Raw genomic sequence first — 15471 nt, forward strand, 5'->3', positions numbered from 1 at the left:
CGGCCATCGACGCCTTGCAGCGCGTCACGCAGCGTTGCGCACCCAATGTGGCGCGCCGCTATTTCGCCGCGGCCACCGGCGCGGCCGCGCTGGCCGCTTTGGCCGCCTGACAGGCGGCACACAATCCCTTCAATTCGATTTCGTCGCTCGCGAGCCGATAGCCCGCGTCCTCGATCTGCGCGACGAGGGCCTGACGCAGCTTCGGTTGATGCAATTCGGTGACGCTGCCACATTGCTGGCATACGACGAGAATGCCGTGCTGGCATTGCGTCAGATCATGGCAGACAGTGAACGCATTGATTGATTCGATCCGATGCACGAGCCCCACCGACAGTAAAAAATCCAACGCGCGATAGACGGTCGGCGGCGCCGACCCGGCGTGGATCTGGCGCATTTCGTCGAGCAGCGAATAGGCCTTGGTCGCGCGTCCCGAGTTCAGCAGCAGTTCGAGCACCTTGCGCCGGATCGGCGTGAGTTTTTCGCCGCGTTCGCGGCAATATTCCTCGGCGAGTGCGAGAGCCGCTTCCTGCGACGGGCCATGTGCGTGCGACGACTCGTGCACGTCGTGATGCGCTTGATGATCGTGTGCATCGGCGGCGGGGGCGGCGGGGGCGGCAGGTGTGGGAGCGACCGGACGGCCGGTCGCGGCGGGCTTGGCGGTTTTCATGCGTCGATTATAGAGGCAGGGGGATGCAAGCGCCGCGCCGGTCGAAGCGTCGAGAGAATCGGGATTCCCCAGATTTGGCTTACAACTGACAACAAACGAAAAATAGGGTCTTTACTGGCAAAAAATGCCTATTCTTTGTCAGTCAGTCGCTGAATGTGTTTGATGGGACCTCGATGAGACAACTGCTTCACCCATCTCGGGCAGTAGCCTTAGCCTTTCTCTTTGCGATTGCCGCAGGGACGCTCCTTTTGCGGTTGCCCTTGTCGCAGGCCAAAGGTGAGGCAGCGCCGTGGCTGAGCGCTTTTTTTACCGCTACCTCCGCGGTCTGCGTGACTGGACTCGTCGTTGTCGATACGGGCACCTACTGGTCAAGCTTTGGACAGTGGGTCATCCTGGGGCTGTTTCAGATTGGCGGTTTCGGCATGATGACCGCAGCCACCTTGCTGGGACTCATGGTCAACCGGTCCTTGCCGCTGCGAGCGAAGCTGATCACCCAGGTCGAGACGCACACGCTCCGTCTCGGGGACATCGGCAGCGTGGCGCGCCTGGTGCTCGTCGTCACGCTCGTCACTGAACTGACCACGGCACTCTGGCTGACGGTCAGGCTTCATCTCGGGTACAACTTCCAATGGGACGAGGCCGCATGGAGTGGATGGTTCCATGCGGTCTCCGCGTTCAACAACGCGGGCTTTTCAATTCACCCGGACAGTCTGATGCGCTATGCCGCCGACGCGTCGATGCTGGTTCCGGTGATGGTCGCGATTGTCGTCGGCGGAATCGGGTTTCCGGTTCTGTACGATCTGCGGGAAAAACTTCGGGGTGCCCGTCGGCTTTCGTTGCACACCAGGCTCACTTTAGTGGTCACGGGGGCGCTGCTGCTCGGCGGATTTCTTGCGTTGCTGCTGTTCGAATGGACCAATCCGAAAACCCTCGGTCCGATGCCGTTCGGAGAGAAGCTCCTTTCGGCAGCTTTCGCCTCGGTATCCGCGCGCACGGCGGGTTTCAACTCGCTCGACGTCGGCGCAATGAGTCATGACAGCTGGGCCCTGCATTTCTTCCTGATGTTCGTTGGCGGGGGCAGCGCGGGGACGGCAGGGGGTGTCAAGATCGGCACCATCGCCATTCTGGCCTTGCTGGTGATCGCAGAGATCCGCGGGCGTGGCGATATCGAAGCGTTTGGGCGCCGTGTCAGCGCGTCGGCGCAGCGCCAAGCGATCACCGTGGTGGCGCTGGGTGCCGTGATGATCACGGTCGGCTCACTGATCGTTTTGCACATCACCGATTTCCCTACCGATCAGGTCATCTTCGAAGTTATTTCGGCGTTCAGTACGGTCGGTCTGTCAACGGGTATCACCGGTGATTTGCCTGCGCCGGCACAGTTCGTGATCATCGCGCTGATGTACGTCGGCCGGGTTGGAACCATTACCTTTGCGACATCGTTGATGCTGGTTGAGCGGCGTGCGCAATATAGCTACCCCGAGGAGCATCGAATTGTTGGCTGACCTGTTCAAGATTTCGCTCTCTTTTTCGAAAAGCGACAGTGTGGTCGTCATCGGTTTGGGGCGGTTTGGCTGTGCCGTGGCCCAGTCGCTGCTTCGGCTTGGTCATGACGTGATGGGAATCGACCGGGACGAGCAGCAGGTGCAGTTATGGGCGGACCGGTTGACGCATGCCGTCCAGGCCGATTCGACCAACGTGAATACCCTGCGCCAATTGGGCGTTGCCGACTTCCCTCATGCGATCGTGGGCGTTGGAAGCGACCTGTCGGCGAGCCTGATGACCTTGATGGCCCTAACGGAACTTCAGATCAAGGACATCTGGCTGAAGGCGGTGACCACGGAACACGGCCAGATTGCCCAGCGCATCGGCGCGCATCACGTGGTTTATCCGGAAGCGGAAATGGGTGAACGGATCGCTCACCTGATCACAGGCCGAATCTTGGACTACATTGAATTCGGCGAAGGATTTGCCGTCGCCACGATTCATGCCCCGGCGCCGACACACAACTGTCCGCTCGCAGATTGCGGCCTTCTGGAGGCGTTCGGTGTCATGGTCGTGGCCGTCAGGCGCGCTGGCGGAGAGTTCCAGCACGCGGGGCCTGACACGGTTGTTGTGCCGGGGGATCTGCTGATCGTATCGGGCCCCGCGAGCAGGGTTGAAGAGTTTGCGGGTCACGCGAATACCTGAACCGTTTGCGCCGACCCGCGCCATGCTCAGGTCAACGGGAAATCCACATACTTCTTGAACCCCGAGCGCGTCGACAGACGCGAATACCAGCGCTCCAGATTCGGCAGCGGCGGCCGCTGCAAACCGTCGAGGCCGAACCAGCGCTTCGCGTACGCGCCGATCACGATATCGGCGAGCGTGAACTTGTCGCCTTCGAGAAAGAAGCGGCCCTGCAGATGCGTGTCGAGCAAACGCCACAGCACGGTGACCGCCTTCACGTCGGCGGCGAGTTTGGCGGCGTCGCGCTCGGCCTCGGGCGTGCGCACGAGGGTCCAGAACACGGGACGTTCCATTGGCTGCAGCGTCGACAGCGACCAGTCCAGCCAGCGGTCGATGCTCGCGCGCAGTTTCGGGTCGGCCGGATACAGCAGGCTCGATTCGCCGTATTGCATCGCCAGATAGCGCAGGATCGAGTTGGATTCCCACAGCACGAAGTCGTCGTCGACCAGCGTCGGAATCTTGCCGGTCGGGTTCATCGCGAGATAGTCGGGTTCGTTGTTGCGGCCGAATTGCAGGCCCGCGTCGATGCGATCGAACGGCAGCACGAGTTCGTCGCAGCACCACAAGACCTTCTGGACGTTGACCGAGTTGGCGCGTCCCCAGATCGTAATCATCCGGTAAATCCTTTTCTCTTACGGTTGGCAAGCCGCGCGGCGTGCGCGGCGTTCAGCCAGTAACGATACACGATGCGCGCGCCTTTGCGCGACGGGCCGCCCGGCCGACATTGCGTTGCGTACAATGACCGCACTCCGGATCGCCCGCTGAAAACACGCATCCCAACTCATTGAGGCATCGCATGGCCCGCATTGTTCCCGACGACTGGAAAAGCCTCGAAGCGACCGGCGCGGCGGCGCGCGAACGTGAAACGCTCGCGCTGCTCGAAAAGGCACTGCCCGCCGACTACACCGTCTACCACGGCGTGCATTGGACGCGCCTGAACCAGAACTTCTCCGTGTTCGGCGAGGCCGATTTCGTGATCGTGAGTCCCGCCGGGCGCCTGCTGATCATCGAGCAGAAGACCGGCTTTCTGCGCGAAACGCCGAAGGGGCTCGTCAAGGTGTATCTGCAAACCGAGCGAAACGTCGCGATCGCGCTCGCGCATACGATCGAGAGTCTGCACCGGCGTTTTACCGCGGCGTTCGGCGCGGGCGCCTATTTCATCGAGGAACTGCTGTACTGTCCCGATCACATCGTCAAGGATGCGGCGATCGCCGGCGTGAATCCCGCGCGCATCGTCGACGCTACGCGGCGCGAGCGTCTCGCGGCGATCATCCGCGAAGCGCTGCCGGCCGATGAACCGCGGCTTCCCTGCGCGGCGAAAATCCACCACTTTCTCGCCGACGAACTCGCGTTGACGCCCGACACGAGCGCGCTCGTCGGGCAGGCGGGCACGCTCGTCACGCGCCTCGCGGGCGGACTTGCGACATGGGCCCGGCGGCTCGAATTCGCGCCGTTCCGTTTGCGCGTGATTGGCACGGCGGGCTCCGGCAAGACGCAACTCGCGGTGCAGGTGATGAAGGACGCGGTCGCGCGCGGCGAGCGGCCGTTGTACGTGTGCTTCAACCGGCCGCTCGCCGATCACATCGCGCGGGTCGCGCCGCCGGAGGCGAAAGTCGCGAACTATCATCAGCTTTGCGACTGGATCGCGCGCGACGCGGGCCGCGCGCCCGATTTCCGGTCGGCGCAGGTGTTCGATCAACTGGAGGCCGTATTCGCCGACACGCCGATCGAACCGCGCTGGCAATTCGACGTACTGATCGTCGACGAAGGGCAGGATTTCCAGCAGCCATGGTTTGCCGCGCTCGAGCGGCTGCTGCGGCCGGGCGCCGCGTGGTGGTGGCTCGAAGACCCACTGCAGAATCTGTACATGCGTGAGGCGGTCTCGTTGCCCGGCTGGACCACGCTGAAAGAAACCACCAATTACCGCAGTCCTCGCGACATCCTCGATTATCTGCGCGACGTGCTGGGCGCGTCGGTGCCGCTGGCCGCGGCACTTACGTCGGGCAGTCCGTTCGACGGCTCCGAGGTTTCGGTGTCGGTCTACGACGAAGCGCAGGGCGCCGAAAGCAGTATCGACGCAACCAAGCGCGCCATCACCCAGGCGCTATCGCTCGGTTTTCGCAAGCAGGACATCGCGGTGCTGTCGTTCCGCGGCCGCGAGGGCTCGGCGATGAGCGCGCTCGATCATCTCGGACCGCATCGGCTGCGCAGTTTTACCGGCAAATACGATCTGTTCGGCAACCCGGAGTATCGTGAAGGCGACGTGCTGTTTGAGTCGATCTACCGCTTCAAGGGGCAGGCGGCGCCGTGCGTGATCTTCACCGAGATCGACTTCGACGCGTTCGACGAACGCAGCGCGCGCAAGCTGTTCGTCGGCGCGACGCGCGCGACGATGAAGCTGATCGTCGTCGCGTCGCAGCGGGCCGCGCGGCATTTGCAGTTGCGCGAGGCGAAGGACAGGTAGCGGCGGCGTTCGGGCGCTGCGCCCACTCGGAACGTTGCGCTCAACTCCACGCCCTTGCGCTCACCAGCATCCCCGTGCGCGTCAGCGCATCCCACCAGATCACGCGCAGCAGCGGCGCTTGCTGCGCGATCAGCAGCGCCTGCACCGGATCGCTTTCGACGAAGTGCGTGACACCCGCCCGCAGCGCCGCGCTCGCCTTGTGCGCGGCCGCGCCGGCGAGGCTGTCGTCGTGCAGGCCGGGCGTGCGCATCGCCAACTGCATGTGAGCGAAGCCGTGTCGCGCGAGCCACGCTTCGGTGCGCGCGCGATCCATCTCCGGGCGGCCCGTGATGATCGTGCGCACCTGCTGCAGGTCGATGCCGGGCAGCACCTCGAACGGCAGCAGCGCGTCGCGCTCGGCGAGCGCGGCGGCGAGGTCCTCGTCGTAGCGCGCGAGCGGTACGTCGGGCAGCAGGATGCCGTCGAGGTCGATCGCGTAGACCGCGTACTCGTGGTCGTTCGCCATCGCGGGCGCGGCGCCGGCTTCGACGCGCGCCCAGTCGTCGCGGTAGCGCTCGGTGTACGCCTGGCGCTCCCATGGAAAGAGGGCGAAGTAGCCGCGCGCATCGATCGCGTAGTCGGGCTGCGCGCGGCTCAGATCATCGACCGCGGCGGTCAGGGTTTTGACTTCGAGCCCGTGCGCCTGCAGAAACGCGATGCAATCGACGAGCGTAAAACCGCGTCCCGCGATGTCCTCGCACAACAGCACTTTCGATCCGGCGGGCGGGATCGGCAGCGTCGAATCCCATGCGACCGCGCGCGTCTGGCGGTCGTAGCGCAGGAACGCGACCGGCGCGCCGACCGCGTGCGACACCATCAGCGCGAGCGGCGCGCCGCCGCGCAGAATCCCGAGCGCCATCGCGAAACGCTCGGCGAGCAACGCGGGTTGCAGCGATTCGATCCAGTGATCGAGCTGTTCGTACGTCAGAGGCAGGACCGGCTTGTTCATGACTATCGAGGCGCCGCGTGGCGCGATGGAAGGCAATGGTCCGCGGGGATGCGCGCGCGGCGCGCGCTGACGCACTGGCGCGACATCGCGGGTCCCCGTTTTTGAGTCAGCGCATTTTGGCGATATTATGCATGCGGGTCAAAGGTCGCGTGTCGGGGTGGCACGCGTTTGACGGCACGGCACGGCGCAACACTTCGCGTGGCATGAGATCGGCTGACCGTGGCGCCGCCCGCGGTCCGGCGAATCAACGAAAACGGATAAAAAAAGCAAATGGCCAATCTGATTGCAACGCTGCCCAACGCAGCCAGCGGAACCGGTGTGCCCTGGCGGATGCGCTGGCTGACGGGGCTGGCGGGACTGATCGTCGGGCTTTCCGTCTGTTGCGCGCATGCGCAGCCGGGCGCGCGGCAGTCGCCGGCGCTGGCGCTCGACGTGCAGGGCAAGATCGCCAATACCAACGACGCCGCGCATCGCACCTATCACTTCAATGAGGCTCAACTGCTCGCGCTGCCCGTGCATACGATCACGACCTCGACCACCTGGACGCCGCGCTCGACGTTCACCGGGCCCAGGCTCGCCGACATCCTGAAGGCCGTCGGCGCGCACGGCACCCAGATCGAGCTCCACACGTTCGACGACTACACCTACACCGTGCCGGTGTCGGACTGCGAACGCTACGGCGTGATCGTCGCGTACAGCATGAACGGCCAGCGCCTGAAACTCAGCGACTTCGGACCGCTGTTTCTGATCTATCCGCGCGACGCTTTTCCAGATGAACTGACTGGCGCGGTCGGCGACTCGAAATTCGTATGGCAGATCAAGGCCCTCATCGTCAAATAGCGCGCCGTCCGTGGCGGCGCGTGTTGTACGTGCTGATCTGGCTGATGGCGCTCGCGGCGCCCGCCGGCGCGATCGGCTATCTGCTCTATGCGAACCTGTTGAACCCGCGCGCAACCGAGCAGCTGACCGGTACCTACGACGGTTTCTACTGGGACGCCGCGCAACTGCAGATCGCGTACGCGCGCTTCGAGAACCAGCTGCTGCTGTATCAGTCCGGTGCCGACGACGATTATCAGCAGTTGCAGCTGCGCTTCCAGCTGCTGCAATCGAAGCTGCGCGTGATGGCCGGCTCGACGCATCGGCTCTCCGCGCAGCTCGCTCTGTTGCAACAGCAGCTCGACGAAATCAAGACGCTCGAGACTGTGCTCGACGACATCCAGCCCGAGATCGACGTACTGCAGCGCGACCGTGCGCGTGCCGCGCGGATCGACGCGCAGCTGCGCCAGCACTGGAGCGAGGTCAACGATCTCGCGCTGTCGCGCCGTTTCGCCGATGTCGCCGACCGCGAGGCGATGAACCGCGATTTCATCGACAAGCGCCGCATTCTGTTCGCGGGCGGTCTGGTGCTGCTATTGCTGTCGGCGGCGGCGACGCTGCTGCTCGTGCTCAACGGCCGGCGCCGCACGCGGCTGATGCGCCAGCAGCGCGCGGCGCTGGAAGCCGAGCATCAGGCGAGCCGCGCGGCGCGCGAGGCGAGCCTCGCGAAGGATGCGTTTCTCGGCATGATCGGCCATGAGCTGCGCACGCCGTTGCATGCGATCGTCTCGTCGGTGGAATTGCTCGGCTTCAACTATCACTCGGAGGCCGACCGCAAGGTGATCCAGCGGCTCGAAACCGCGGCGCGCCATCTCGAGGCGCAGATGAAGGACCTGACCGACTACGCGCGCCTTGGCGCCGGCAAGCTCGAACTGCGGCACCAGCATTTCGAGCCGCGCGAGCTGCTGGCGTCGATCGTCGATGAACACACGATGTCCGCCAGGACGCGCGGGCTCGAGCTCGAAAGCGAGGCGAGCGGCGCGAGCGGGCTCGTCGAGTCGGACCCGCACCGCATCCGGCAGATCGTCAACAACCTCGTCACCAACGCGATCCGCTACACCGAGACCGGCACGGTGCGCGTCGAACTGCGGCAAGAGCCGGCGCTGCTGGTTTTCGTCGTCAGCGATACGGGGCCGGGCGTGCCGTCCGAACAGATCCCGCTGATCTTCGAGGAGTTCACGCAGCTCGACGCGTCGCGCACGCGCCGCTTCGAAGGCGCGGGGATGGGGCTCACGATCGTGCAAGGGCTCGTGAAGCTGTTCGGCGGCACGGTGGATGTTGCGAGCACGGTCGGCGAGGGCACCCGCTTCACGGTGAGGATCCCGGTCGTGCCGGTCGCAACCGTCGAGCCGGCCGACGTCGCGGAGCAAGCCGAGCCGGACGGCGCGCAGCCGTGCGTGCTGATCATCGACGATAACCGGCTGATCCGCGAGTCGCTCAGCGAAATGGTCGCGCACATGGGCTACGACTCGCTCGCACTCGGCAATGTCAACGACGCGCTCGCGTGGCTCGACACCCACCGCTGCGAAGTGGTGCTGCTCGATCTGCACATGCCGGAGCGCGATGGCTACACGTTTCTCGAAGACTTCGCGATGCGCGGCGGACCGTCGGCGGGCGTGCCGGTGATCGTGGTCAGCGCGTACGCGCCGGAGGTCGTGCGGAATGGCGAAAGTGGCGCGACTGGCGCGCTGTCGGTGTTCGAGGCGCTGTTAAAGCCAGTCCATTACGAGGATCTGAAGCACGCCCTGCAGCGGGCGCTGGCGGCGCGGCATCGGGCGTGAGCGCGTGAGCGCGTGAAGGTGGCGCTGCCGCGAACGGGGCGCGCATCGGCGCCCGCGCTTCAGGGGCGGTTCAGCCGCTTCGACAGATCGGCGACGAGGATCGCCATGCGCGCGGGCTTCTCGTAGCACGCGACGTCGAAATCGCGGATCACCTCGCTGATCTCCGATTCGCTGGCCTTGCCGGTCAGCAGTTCTCCGGTCAGCACGAAGATCGGCGCGTCCGGGTTCTCCGACGCGCGCACCGCGCGAATCGCGGCCGCCGAGGTCTGCGAGCCGAACAGCCAGTCGATGATCACGCCGTCGAATACCTGCGTCTGCAACTGCTCGCTGAAGGCCGCGAGCCCATAGATCGCGACCGCAGTGAAGCCGCTGCGCTCCAGATAATCGCGCAGGTTATCGGCGCTTGCACGATCGTCGTCGACCACCGCGATGGCCGGCTTGTCGGTCTCGGCGCGGCGCGGATAGATCTCGATCTTGTGAACTTCGTACGCGCTCTGATACAGCGCGCCATCATGACGCGAGACGCGCCATTGACCGAGCCGCGAATAGGCGACGAATTCCGGGCGGCTACCCGGTTCGAGCGCCGCGCCGACCCACGCGGTGCAGGCGATTTCGGTCGCGCCGATGCAGAACACCGCCTCCTGGGCGATCGCGCCGACGACGCCCGGATCGAGCGACTGCGCGCCGAACAGCTGCGCCGCGGGTTCGTCGAATACCTCGGCGACTTTCTTGATCTGCGACAGCGTCCACGGACTATTGCCGCGCAGTTTGCGGTGCCCCTGAGAAAAACTCAGATCGAGGATGCGGCATAGCTCCGTGGTTTGCTGTCGCTTGCCGATTCCATGCCTGCTCATCAACTCGCGCACGCGCTCGGCAACCGCGATGGAGTCGGGTGAGTGTGTTTCGTTGGCCATGCTGCGTGAAAATCCGCTGGGTTAAAAGGTACATCTGGAGCGCGGTCGGCAGGCGCAAGCCGACCCTGCGCATGCTATGCGCATGAATCGGCCACGCGGGGACAGCAAATGTACCGTAAAAAAATTCACCATTTATGATTTTGTCAGACCGGCCGCCGAGTCCGCTGATGCAAGCGACGCCATGGCCGTGCCGGTGACTTTTGATGCATTGAGCATCAAAAGGCATTCTACCGGTGAAACGATGACGAAACCGTAGGGAATCCACGAATGAGTAGTGCGCAAGGCGACGGATCCGGCCGCTTGCCGCAAAGCCCGGCAGGTCCGCTCTTGCGGAAAAGCCAGGCGAGAGGCGCAATGAAAAGTGTGTCCGGAGGGATCGGGTTTGCGCCGGCACGCGCGGTCCGCGTTCAGCTTGCCGGCATCGTGTCGAGCCGGGCCGCCGAATTTTGAAGTCCCTTGAAAATCCGCTCGGCGACCTTGCCCGGAAAGCGCTCGGGCAACTCCGCCGACACCCGCTCGATCACGCCAGGTGTCTGCTCGATCAGACGCTGGAGCAGCGGCTCGGCGTCGGCGCCGTACGAGCACTTCAACGCCATCGCGTTGAAGTGTCGCCGCTGCACGTCGCGAAACGCATCGTGCTTGCTGCGCGACCATAGACCCATCGCAAGCCGCGCCTTGTACCACGACCACTGGTTCGGGCCGTTGCCCTCGACCGGCCAGATCGACATCACGTCGTAAAGCGGCGTCAGACGGTACTGGCCACCGGCGAGCAGGCGGATGCTGAAGTTCTTCGCGTGGCCGTCCGGCGCGGCCAGCATCCAGAACAGGATCTGGCTCGCGAGCAGGGTCTCGATGTCCTGCCGCGCCTCGACCGATTGCTGCAGAATCCGCGCGAGGTCGAGCACGCCGGGGCCGCCCTCGTTTTCGTACTTGCGATGCGACGGCACGCCGTAGACCTGGCAGAAATCTTCCTGCGGCAGACGCAGCAGCCAGCTGCCGCTCGAATGCATCTGCCGGTCGAAGCGTTCGACGGCGAGCACGCGCTGCTTGCCGAACCTGAGCACCTCGGTGTTCGCGACCGGCAGGCCGAATGCGCGCAGAATCCGCAGACACAGCCACTCGTTTTCGACCGACGTGCTGAGATCGGCGAGCCGGTTGCCGACCAGCCCGAGCGGCAGCTTGAAGATATGCGTGGTCGGCGTCGCGCCGTGCGGCCGTTGCCATTGGCCGTCGTGCCACAGCAGCGCGGTTTTCTCCTGCGCGCCGGCGAGCGAGATGCGGAAGTCGTCGGATTCGTCGGGCGCGCCGAGCGTCGGTTTGCCGACCGTCTGCGCGAGCAGCGCCTCGATGTCGTCGTCGGAAAGCGGCGTGCCTTCGATGCGCTGGACCCCGGCCGGCGCGTCGTCTTCGGCGAGCAGCTGGACCGCGCCGACGCAGTCGCGGCCGATGGCCTGCAGCAGATCGAACGCTTCGAGCGTTTCGGTCCGGTAGCGCTGCGCGATGCGTTTGCGGATGACGTCGCTGTCGGGCAGCAGGTTGTCGAAGTAGTTGAGCACCCGCGGCCCTTTGTGCGTCATGTTGCCGGGCGTGAACGGCAGCGACAGCGACAGCGGACGACCCGCGGGCGACACGATCCAGGCGGCGTCGTAGGCGAACTCCATCGGGCCGCGCGCGGGCAGCCGCCAGAGCCCGACGCGCTCGCCGTTGGCCCACACCGACAATGCCTTCGAAGCGGTTTGCCGGGCCATCTCACCACTCGACGTTCGGTGCCGGCTCGGAGCTCGGCTGATTTTTGTCGCGCAACTGCAGTTGCAGGCCGTAGGCGCCGCACAGCGCGAGCAGCTGGGTGAGCGTGAGCCCGCTCGCATCGGTTTCGAGCGTGGAAATGCGGCTTTGGCTCACGCCGACGCGCGCGGCGGCCTCGGTCTGCGTGAGGCCGGCCTGGCGGCGGCTGGCCGCTAGCAACTGCGCGAGCTGGTCCGACGTGGCGATCAGGTGGAGCATGGCGGATTATCTGCGAGACGAATAAATGCAATTTATGCGTGAGACGAATATTTGTCAAATATTTGTGTGACGCATAATCGACAAATATTCGTGTGACGGATAATCGGGCATTTCGGCGGGCGCCGGCCGCGCCGTCCCGGCTGCGACCAGCCGCGGTGCCGACGTCGCTCGTCATTGCGGACAATGGCTCCCACTGCGAAGATGACGCCCACATCTCCAATCCGCCCACCAATGACCACGACTTACCCGCTGCACTCGACCTTCACGCCCGCCGACCAACCGTTTCCCAGCCACGCCGAAGTCGTGATCGCCGGTGCCGGCATCATGGGCTGCGCGGCCGCTTATTACCTGGCGCGGCGCGGCCTGTCGGTGGCGGTGCTCGACAAGTCGCGGATCGCCGGGCAGCAGTCATCGCGCGCGTGGGGCTTCGTGCGTCAGCAGGGTCGCGAAGCCGCGGAGGTGCCGCTGATGATGGCCAGCATTCCATTGTGGAAAGAACTCGAACGTGAGCTGAATTTCGATCTCGAATGGCGCCAGGGCGGTTGCCTGTATGTCGCCACCCATGACGAAGACTGGTCATCGTTTCAGCAATGGACCGAGGTCGCGCGTCAGTATGGCCTCGATACCCGCACGCTCGACCGCAGGCAGATCGACGCCGTGGTGACCGGCATGCAGGGCCCCGCGCTCGGCGGCCTGTACACGCCAGGCGACGGTCAGGCCGAACCGCGCCGCGTCGCCGCGGCCTTCGCGGCACGAGCGGCCGAAGCCGGCGCGCTGTTTTTCGAGGGCTGCGGCGTGGTCGGCGTCGAACGCGCGGGCGGCGCGATCGCTGGTGTGGTCACCGAGCGCGGCACGATTCGTACCTCGCGTCTGATCTGCGTGGCCGGCGCGAGCAGCTGGCGGCTGCTCGGAACGCTCGGTCTCGAACTGCCGCAGCAGGCTGTGCGCGGTACCTGCATGCGCACCAATCCGCTGCCGGCGATCACGGCGTCGACCTTCTGGGGCCACGGTCTCGGCATCCGTCAGCGCGCGAACGGCGCGATCAATCTCGCCGACGACATGCAGGTCGACGTCGACATGACGCTCGGTCATTTCCGCGCGCTGAAATGGTTTTTGCCCGAACTGTGGACACAGCGCGAGAAGTTCAGCTTCCATCTGAACGGCGCCTGTTTGCGCGATCTGCGCGAACGTCTGCCGGGCGGCGTGCCCGACGCCGAACGCGTGCTCTATCCGCGCGACCCGCATCCGCAGCCGAACGCGAGCCACGCGCCGCGCGCGCTGAAAAAGCTGCGCGCACTGTTTCCGGCGTTGCGCGACGCCCAGGTGGTCGAGGCGTGGGCGGGGCTGATCGACGTGTTGCCCGACGGCATTCCGGTGATCGATGCGCCGCCGCAGGTTCCGGGCCTGACGATCGCGACCGGCTTCTGCGGTCACGGTTTCGCGATGGGGCCGATCGTCGGCAAGCTGCTGGCTGAACTCAACGATGGCGGCGAGGCGTCGCTCGATCTGTCGGCGTTCCGTTTGCAGCGTTTCTTCGACGGCACGATGAAGCGGCCGCGCAGCATGCTGTAACCCCGCGCAACCCAGCCTGATACAACCCAATCCGACCGATACCACCGATGACCGAACCCGTCCTCCGCCACGCCGACGTCCCGTACTACACGCAATGGGGCAGCCCCGAGTGGGTGCGCGCCATCGTCGAACAGCAGCGCGACCCGTGCGACGATCCGCACTGGCAGCGCAGCGGTTTCGCCGACCCCGAGCGCTATCGCTTCTGGGCGCAACGCCTGTGCGGGCTGACGTGCCTCGAGTCGGCTCTCGACTACTGGAGCATCGATCACGCGCCGCGCGCCGCGCTGCTCGACGACGCGCTGCGGCACGGCGTATACCGGTTGCGCGACGATGGTGGCGTCGACGGTCTGATCTACCGGCCGTTCGCCGACTGGGCGGGCCCGGCGTTCGGCCTCGATATCGACGTGCTGCCGCAGGCGTCGCTCGAGGAGATCGCGGCGCGGCTCGACGACGATACGCTCGCGATCGTGTCGGTGAGTCCCGAGATCCGCTATCCGGAGCGGACGAACCAGCGGCGGGGCGGTCATCTGATCCTGCTGCACGGGCGGGATCGCGGCGGCGTGTGGTTTCACAACCCGTCGGGCGTCGCGCCGCATCAGTCCGACGTGTACCTGCCGTTCGCGACGATGTCGCGTTTCTATGCAGGGCGGGGGATGACGCTCAGCCGCGGCACGAGCTAGCCGGCGCGCTGGGCATGAAGCGGAGTTCGCGATTCGGCGGGCAGTAGACGTCCACACGACTGGTCAATTTTTTCGCGCTCGGTTACGGTGACGTCATGCCCACTCCATCCCCCATTGGATCGCTCCGCCCATGACCCGCCCGACCACGCAGATCTTCGACGCCGCCGCCACCGCGCGGCTGATGCCTTACGCAGCGCTTGTCGACGCGTTGAGGCGCGCTAGCATCGACTACGCGCAACGACGCATCGTGAGCCCCGAGCGGCTCGTCGTGCCGCTGAGCGCCGGCGGCGTCATGCTGTCGATGCCCGCCACCGCGCCCGATCTCGCGATCCACAAGCTCGTCAATGTGTGCGCGAGCAACGGCGCGCGCCATCTGCCGACGATCCACGGTCAGGTCATGGCCTTCGATGCCGATACCGGCGAGACGCTGTTCATCCTCGATGGTCCGACAGTGACGGGGCGCCGGACCGCGGCGATGTCGATGCTCGGCATCGCGACGTTCGCCGCGCGCACGCCGCGTGAGTTCCTGCTGATCGGCACCGGCACGCAGGCGCTCAATCATCTGGAGGCGATCGGCGAACTGTTTGCCGACGCGAGCGTGTGGGTCAAGGGCAGCGCGCCCGTGCGCGCCGAAGCGTTCTGCGCGGCGCAGCGCGGCAAGGTGCGTGAGCTGCGGCCGCTCGCGGATGCGGGCGCGACGATTCCCGCTTCGGTCGACGTCGTGATCGCGTTGACCACGAGCAAACAGCCGGTCTACGACGAGACGGCGCGCGCCGAGCGGCTCGTGATCGGCGTCGGCGCTTTCACGCCGCAGATGGTCGAGATCGGCGCGACTACGATCGCGGGCAGCGCGCTGTTCGTCGACGATCAGGCTGGCGCAATGCACGAGGCCGGCGATTTCATCCAGGCCGGTGTGGATTGGGCGCGGGTGGGCGGGATCGCCGCGGTGCTCGAGCAGACGCAGCCCTTGCCGGCGGGGCCGGTGATGTTCAAGAGCGTGGGCTGCGCGGCGTGGGATCTGGCCGCGTGCCGGGTCGCGCGTGACGCGCTGGCGCGCGGCTGACCGTCAGCGGCCCAACCGGCAAATAATCGCGCAAAATATCCCGAAAAAACGACTGTCTGGCGCGCAAGGTTGGCAACTTGCGCTAACCTGCGGCAGATGTTGCCGTGCAAACTATCTCAAAACGTTGCACCATAGATGTTTGCCGGAAAAAGCGCCATAGCGGACGTGAGCCGTAGCCCGTCCGCCCGCCGCCGATTCCTGATCGACGCCTTCCCCCTAGACGCTGCGACCGTGCC

At 65.4% G+C, this 15471-nt stretch carries 14 protein-coding genes; 8 read left to right on the forward strand and 6 right to left on the reverse strand.

Annotation, left to right across the window (positions count from 1 at the left end):
* Window positions 1-58: 58 nt before the first annotated feature.
* Window positions 59-667 (reverse strand): Fur family transcriptional regulator, encoded by a 609-nt coding sequence (locus tag OKW41_RS10170; protein WP_429446723.1) that lies wholly within the window; start codon window positions 665-667, stop codon window positions 59-61.
* A gap of 173 nt (window positions 668-840) precedes the next feature.
* Between OKW41_RS10170 and OKW41_RS10175 the strand changes: the two genes are divergently transcribed.
* Together OKW41_RS10175 and OKW41_RS10180 are read left to right on the forward strand one after the other, a co-directional pair.
* Complete coding sequence (locus OKW41_RS10175; RefSeq protein ID WP_429572367.1) at window positions 841-2169, forward strand: TrkH family potassium uptake protein; 1329 nt, start codon at window positions 841-843, stop codon at window positions 2167-2169.
* The gene (locus OKW41_RS10180; protein WP_429572368.1) at window positions 2162-2854 is read left to right on the forward strand and encodes a potassium channel family protein; all 693 of its coding nucleotides are present in this window, start codon (window positions 2162-2164) and stop codon (window positions 2852-2854) included. Before OKW41_RS10175 ends, OKW41_RS10180 begins: the two co-directional genes overlap by 8 nt.
* A 26-nt stretch (window positions 2855-2880) precedes the next feature.
* On the opposite strand, the gene OKW41_RS10185 is transcribed toward OKW41_RS10180, so the two are convergent.
* Complete coding sequence (locus OKW41_RS10185; protein WP_429446729.1) at window positions 2881-3507, reverse strand: glutathione S-transferase family protein; 627 nt, start codon at window positions 3505-3507, stop codon at window positions 2881-2883.
* A 182-nt stretch (window positions 3508-3689) separates the two neighbouring features.
* On the opposite strand from OKW41_RS10185, the gene OKW41_RS10190 reads away from it, so the two are divergent.
* Window positions 3690-5357 (forward strand): ATP-binding domain-containing protein, encoded by a 1668-nt coding sequence (locus OKW41_RS10190; protein ID WP_429572369.1) that lies wholly within the window; start codon window positions 3690-3692, stop codon window positions 5355-5357.
* A 40-nt stretch (window positions 5358-5397) separates the two neighbouring features.
* On the opposite strand, the gene OKW41_RS10195 is transcribed toward OKW41_RS10190, so the two are convergent.
* A complete protein-coding gene (locus OKW41_RS10195; RefSeq protein WP_429446733.1) occupies window positions 5398-6345 on the reverse strand; it encodes a phosphoribosyltransferase in 948 nt (315 codons plus the stop codon).
* 270 nt (window positions 6346-6615) lie between these two features.
* Between OKW41_RS10195 and OKW41_RS10200 the strand changes: the two genes are divergently transcribed.
* Together OKW41_RS10200 and OKW41_RS10205 are read left to right on the forward strand one after the other, a co-directional pair.
* Complete coding sequence (locus OKW41_RS10200) at window positions 6616-7185, forward strand: molybdopterin-dependent oxidoreductase (RefSeq protein ID WP_429572370.1); 570 nt, start codon at window positions 6616-6618, stop codon at window positions 7183-7185.
* Complete coding sequence (locus OKW41_RS10205; RefSeq protein ID WP_429572371.1) at window positions 7155-9002, forward strand: ATP-binding response regulator; 1848 nt, start codon at window positions 7155-7157, stop codon at window positions 9000-9002. Before OKW41_RS10200 ends, OKW41_RS10205 begins: the two co-directional genes overlap by 31 nt.
* Window positions 9003-9061: 59 nt before the next feature.
* Here OKW41_RS10205 and OKW41_RS10210 read toward each other — a convergent pair whose 3' ends face one another.
* The 3 genes from OKW41_RS10210 to OKW41_RS10220 form a co-directional block, all read right to left on the reverse strand.
* On the reverse strand, window positions 9062-9916 hold the full coding sequence (locus OKW41_RS10210) for a helix-turn-helix domain-containing protein (protein WP_184067124.1): 855 nt from the start codon (window positions 9914-9916) through the stop codon (window positions 9062-9064).
* A gap of 407 nt (window positions 9917-10323) precedes the next feature.
* Window positions 10324-11664 carry a type II toxin-antitoxin system HipA family toxin gene (locus tag OKW41_RS10215; RefSeq protein WP_429572372.1) on the reverse strand — a complete coding sequence of 447 codons (1341 nt, stop codon included), beginning with the start codon at window positions 11662-11664 and terminating at the stop codon, window positions 10324-10326.
* Window position 11665: 1 nt separating this feature from the next.
* Complete coding sequence (locus OKW41_RS10220; RefSeq protein ID WP_018420847.1) at window positions 11666-11920, reverse strand: helix-turn-helix domain-containing protein; 255 nt, start codon at window positions 11918-11920, stop codon at window positions 11666-11668.
* Between the two features lie 231 nt (window positions 11921-12151).
* Here OKW41_RS10220 and OKW41_RS10225 point away from each other — a divergent pair, with 231 nt between their 5' ends.
* The 3 genes from OKW41_RS10225 (at window position 12152) to lhpI (ending at window position 15235) form a co-directional block, all read left to right on the forward strand.
* Window positions 12152-13492: an NAD(P)/FAD-dependent oxidoreductase gene (locus tag OKW41_RS10225; RefSeq protein WP_429572373.1), complete on the forward strand. Its 1341-nt coding sequence runs from the start codon at window positions 12152-12154 to the stop codon at window positions 13490-13492.
* Between the two features lie 47 nt (window positions 13493-13539).
* Window positions 13540-14172, forward strand: coding sequence for a C39 family peptidase (locus OKW41_RS10230; protein WP_429446743.1), 633 nt, complete (start codon window positions 13540-13542; stop codon window positions 14170-14172).
* Between the two features lie 130 nt (window positions 14173-14302).
* Entirely contained in the window at window positions 14303-15235 is a 933-nt protein-coding gene (gene lhpI / locus OKW41_RS10235; RefSeq protein WP_429572374.1) for a bifunctional Delta(1)-pyrroline-2-carboxylate/Delta(1)-piperideine-2-carboxylate reductase, read from the forward strand.
* Window positions 15236-15471 lie beyond the last annotated feature (236 nt).

The sequence above is a fragment of the Paraburkholderia sp. UCT70 genome, from assembly GCF_050434085.1.
Taxonomy (GTDB): Bacteria; Pseudomonadota; Gammaproteobacteria; order Burkholderiales; family Burkholderiaceae; genus Paraburkholderia; species Paraburkholderia tuberum.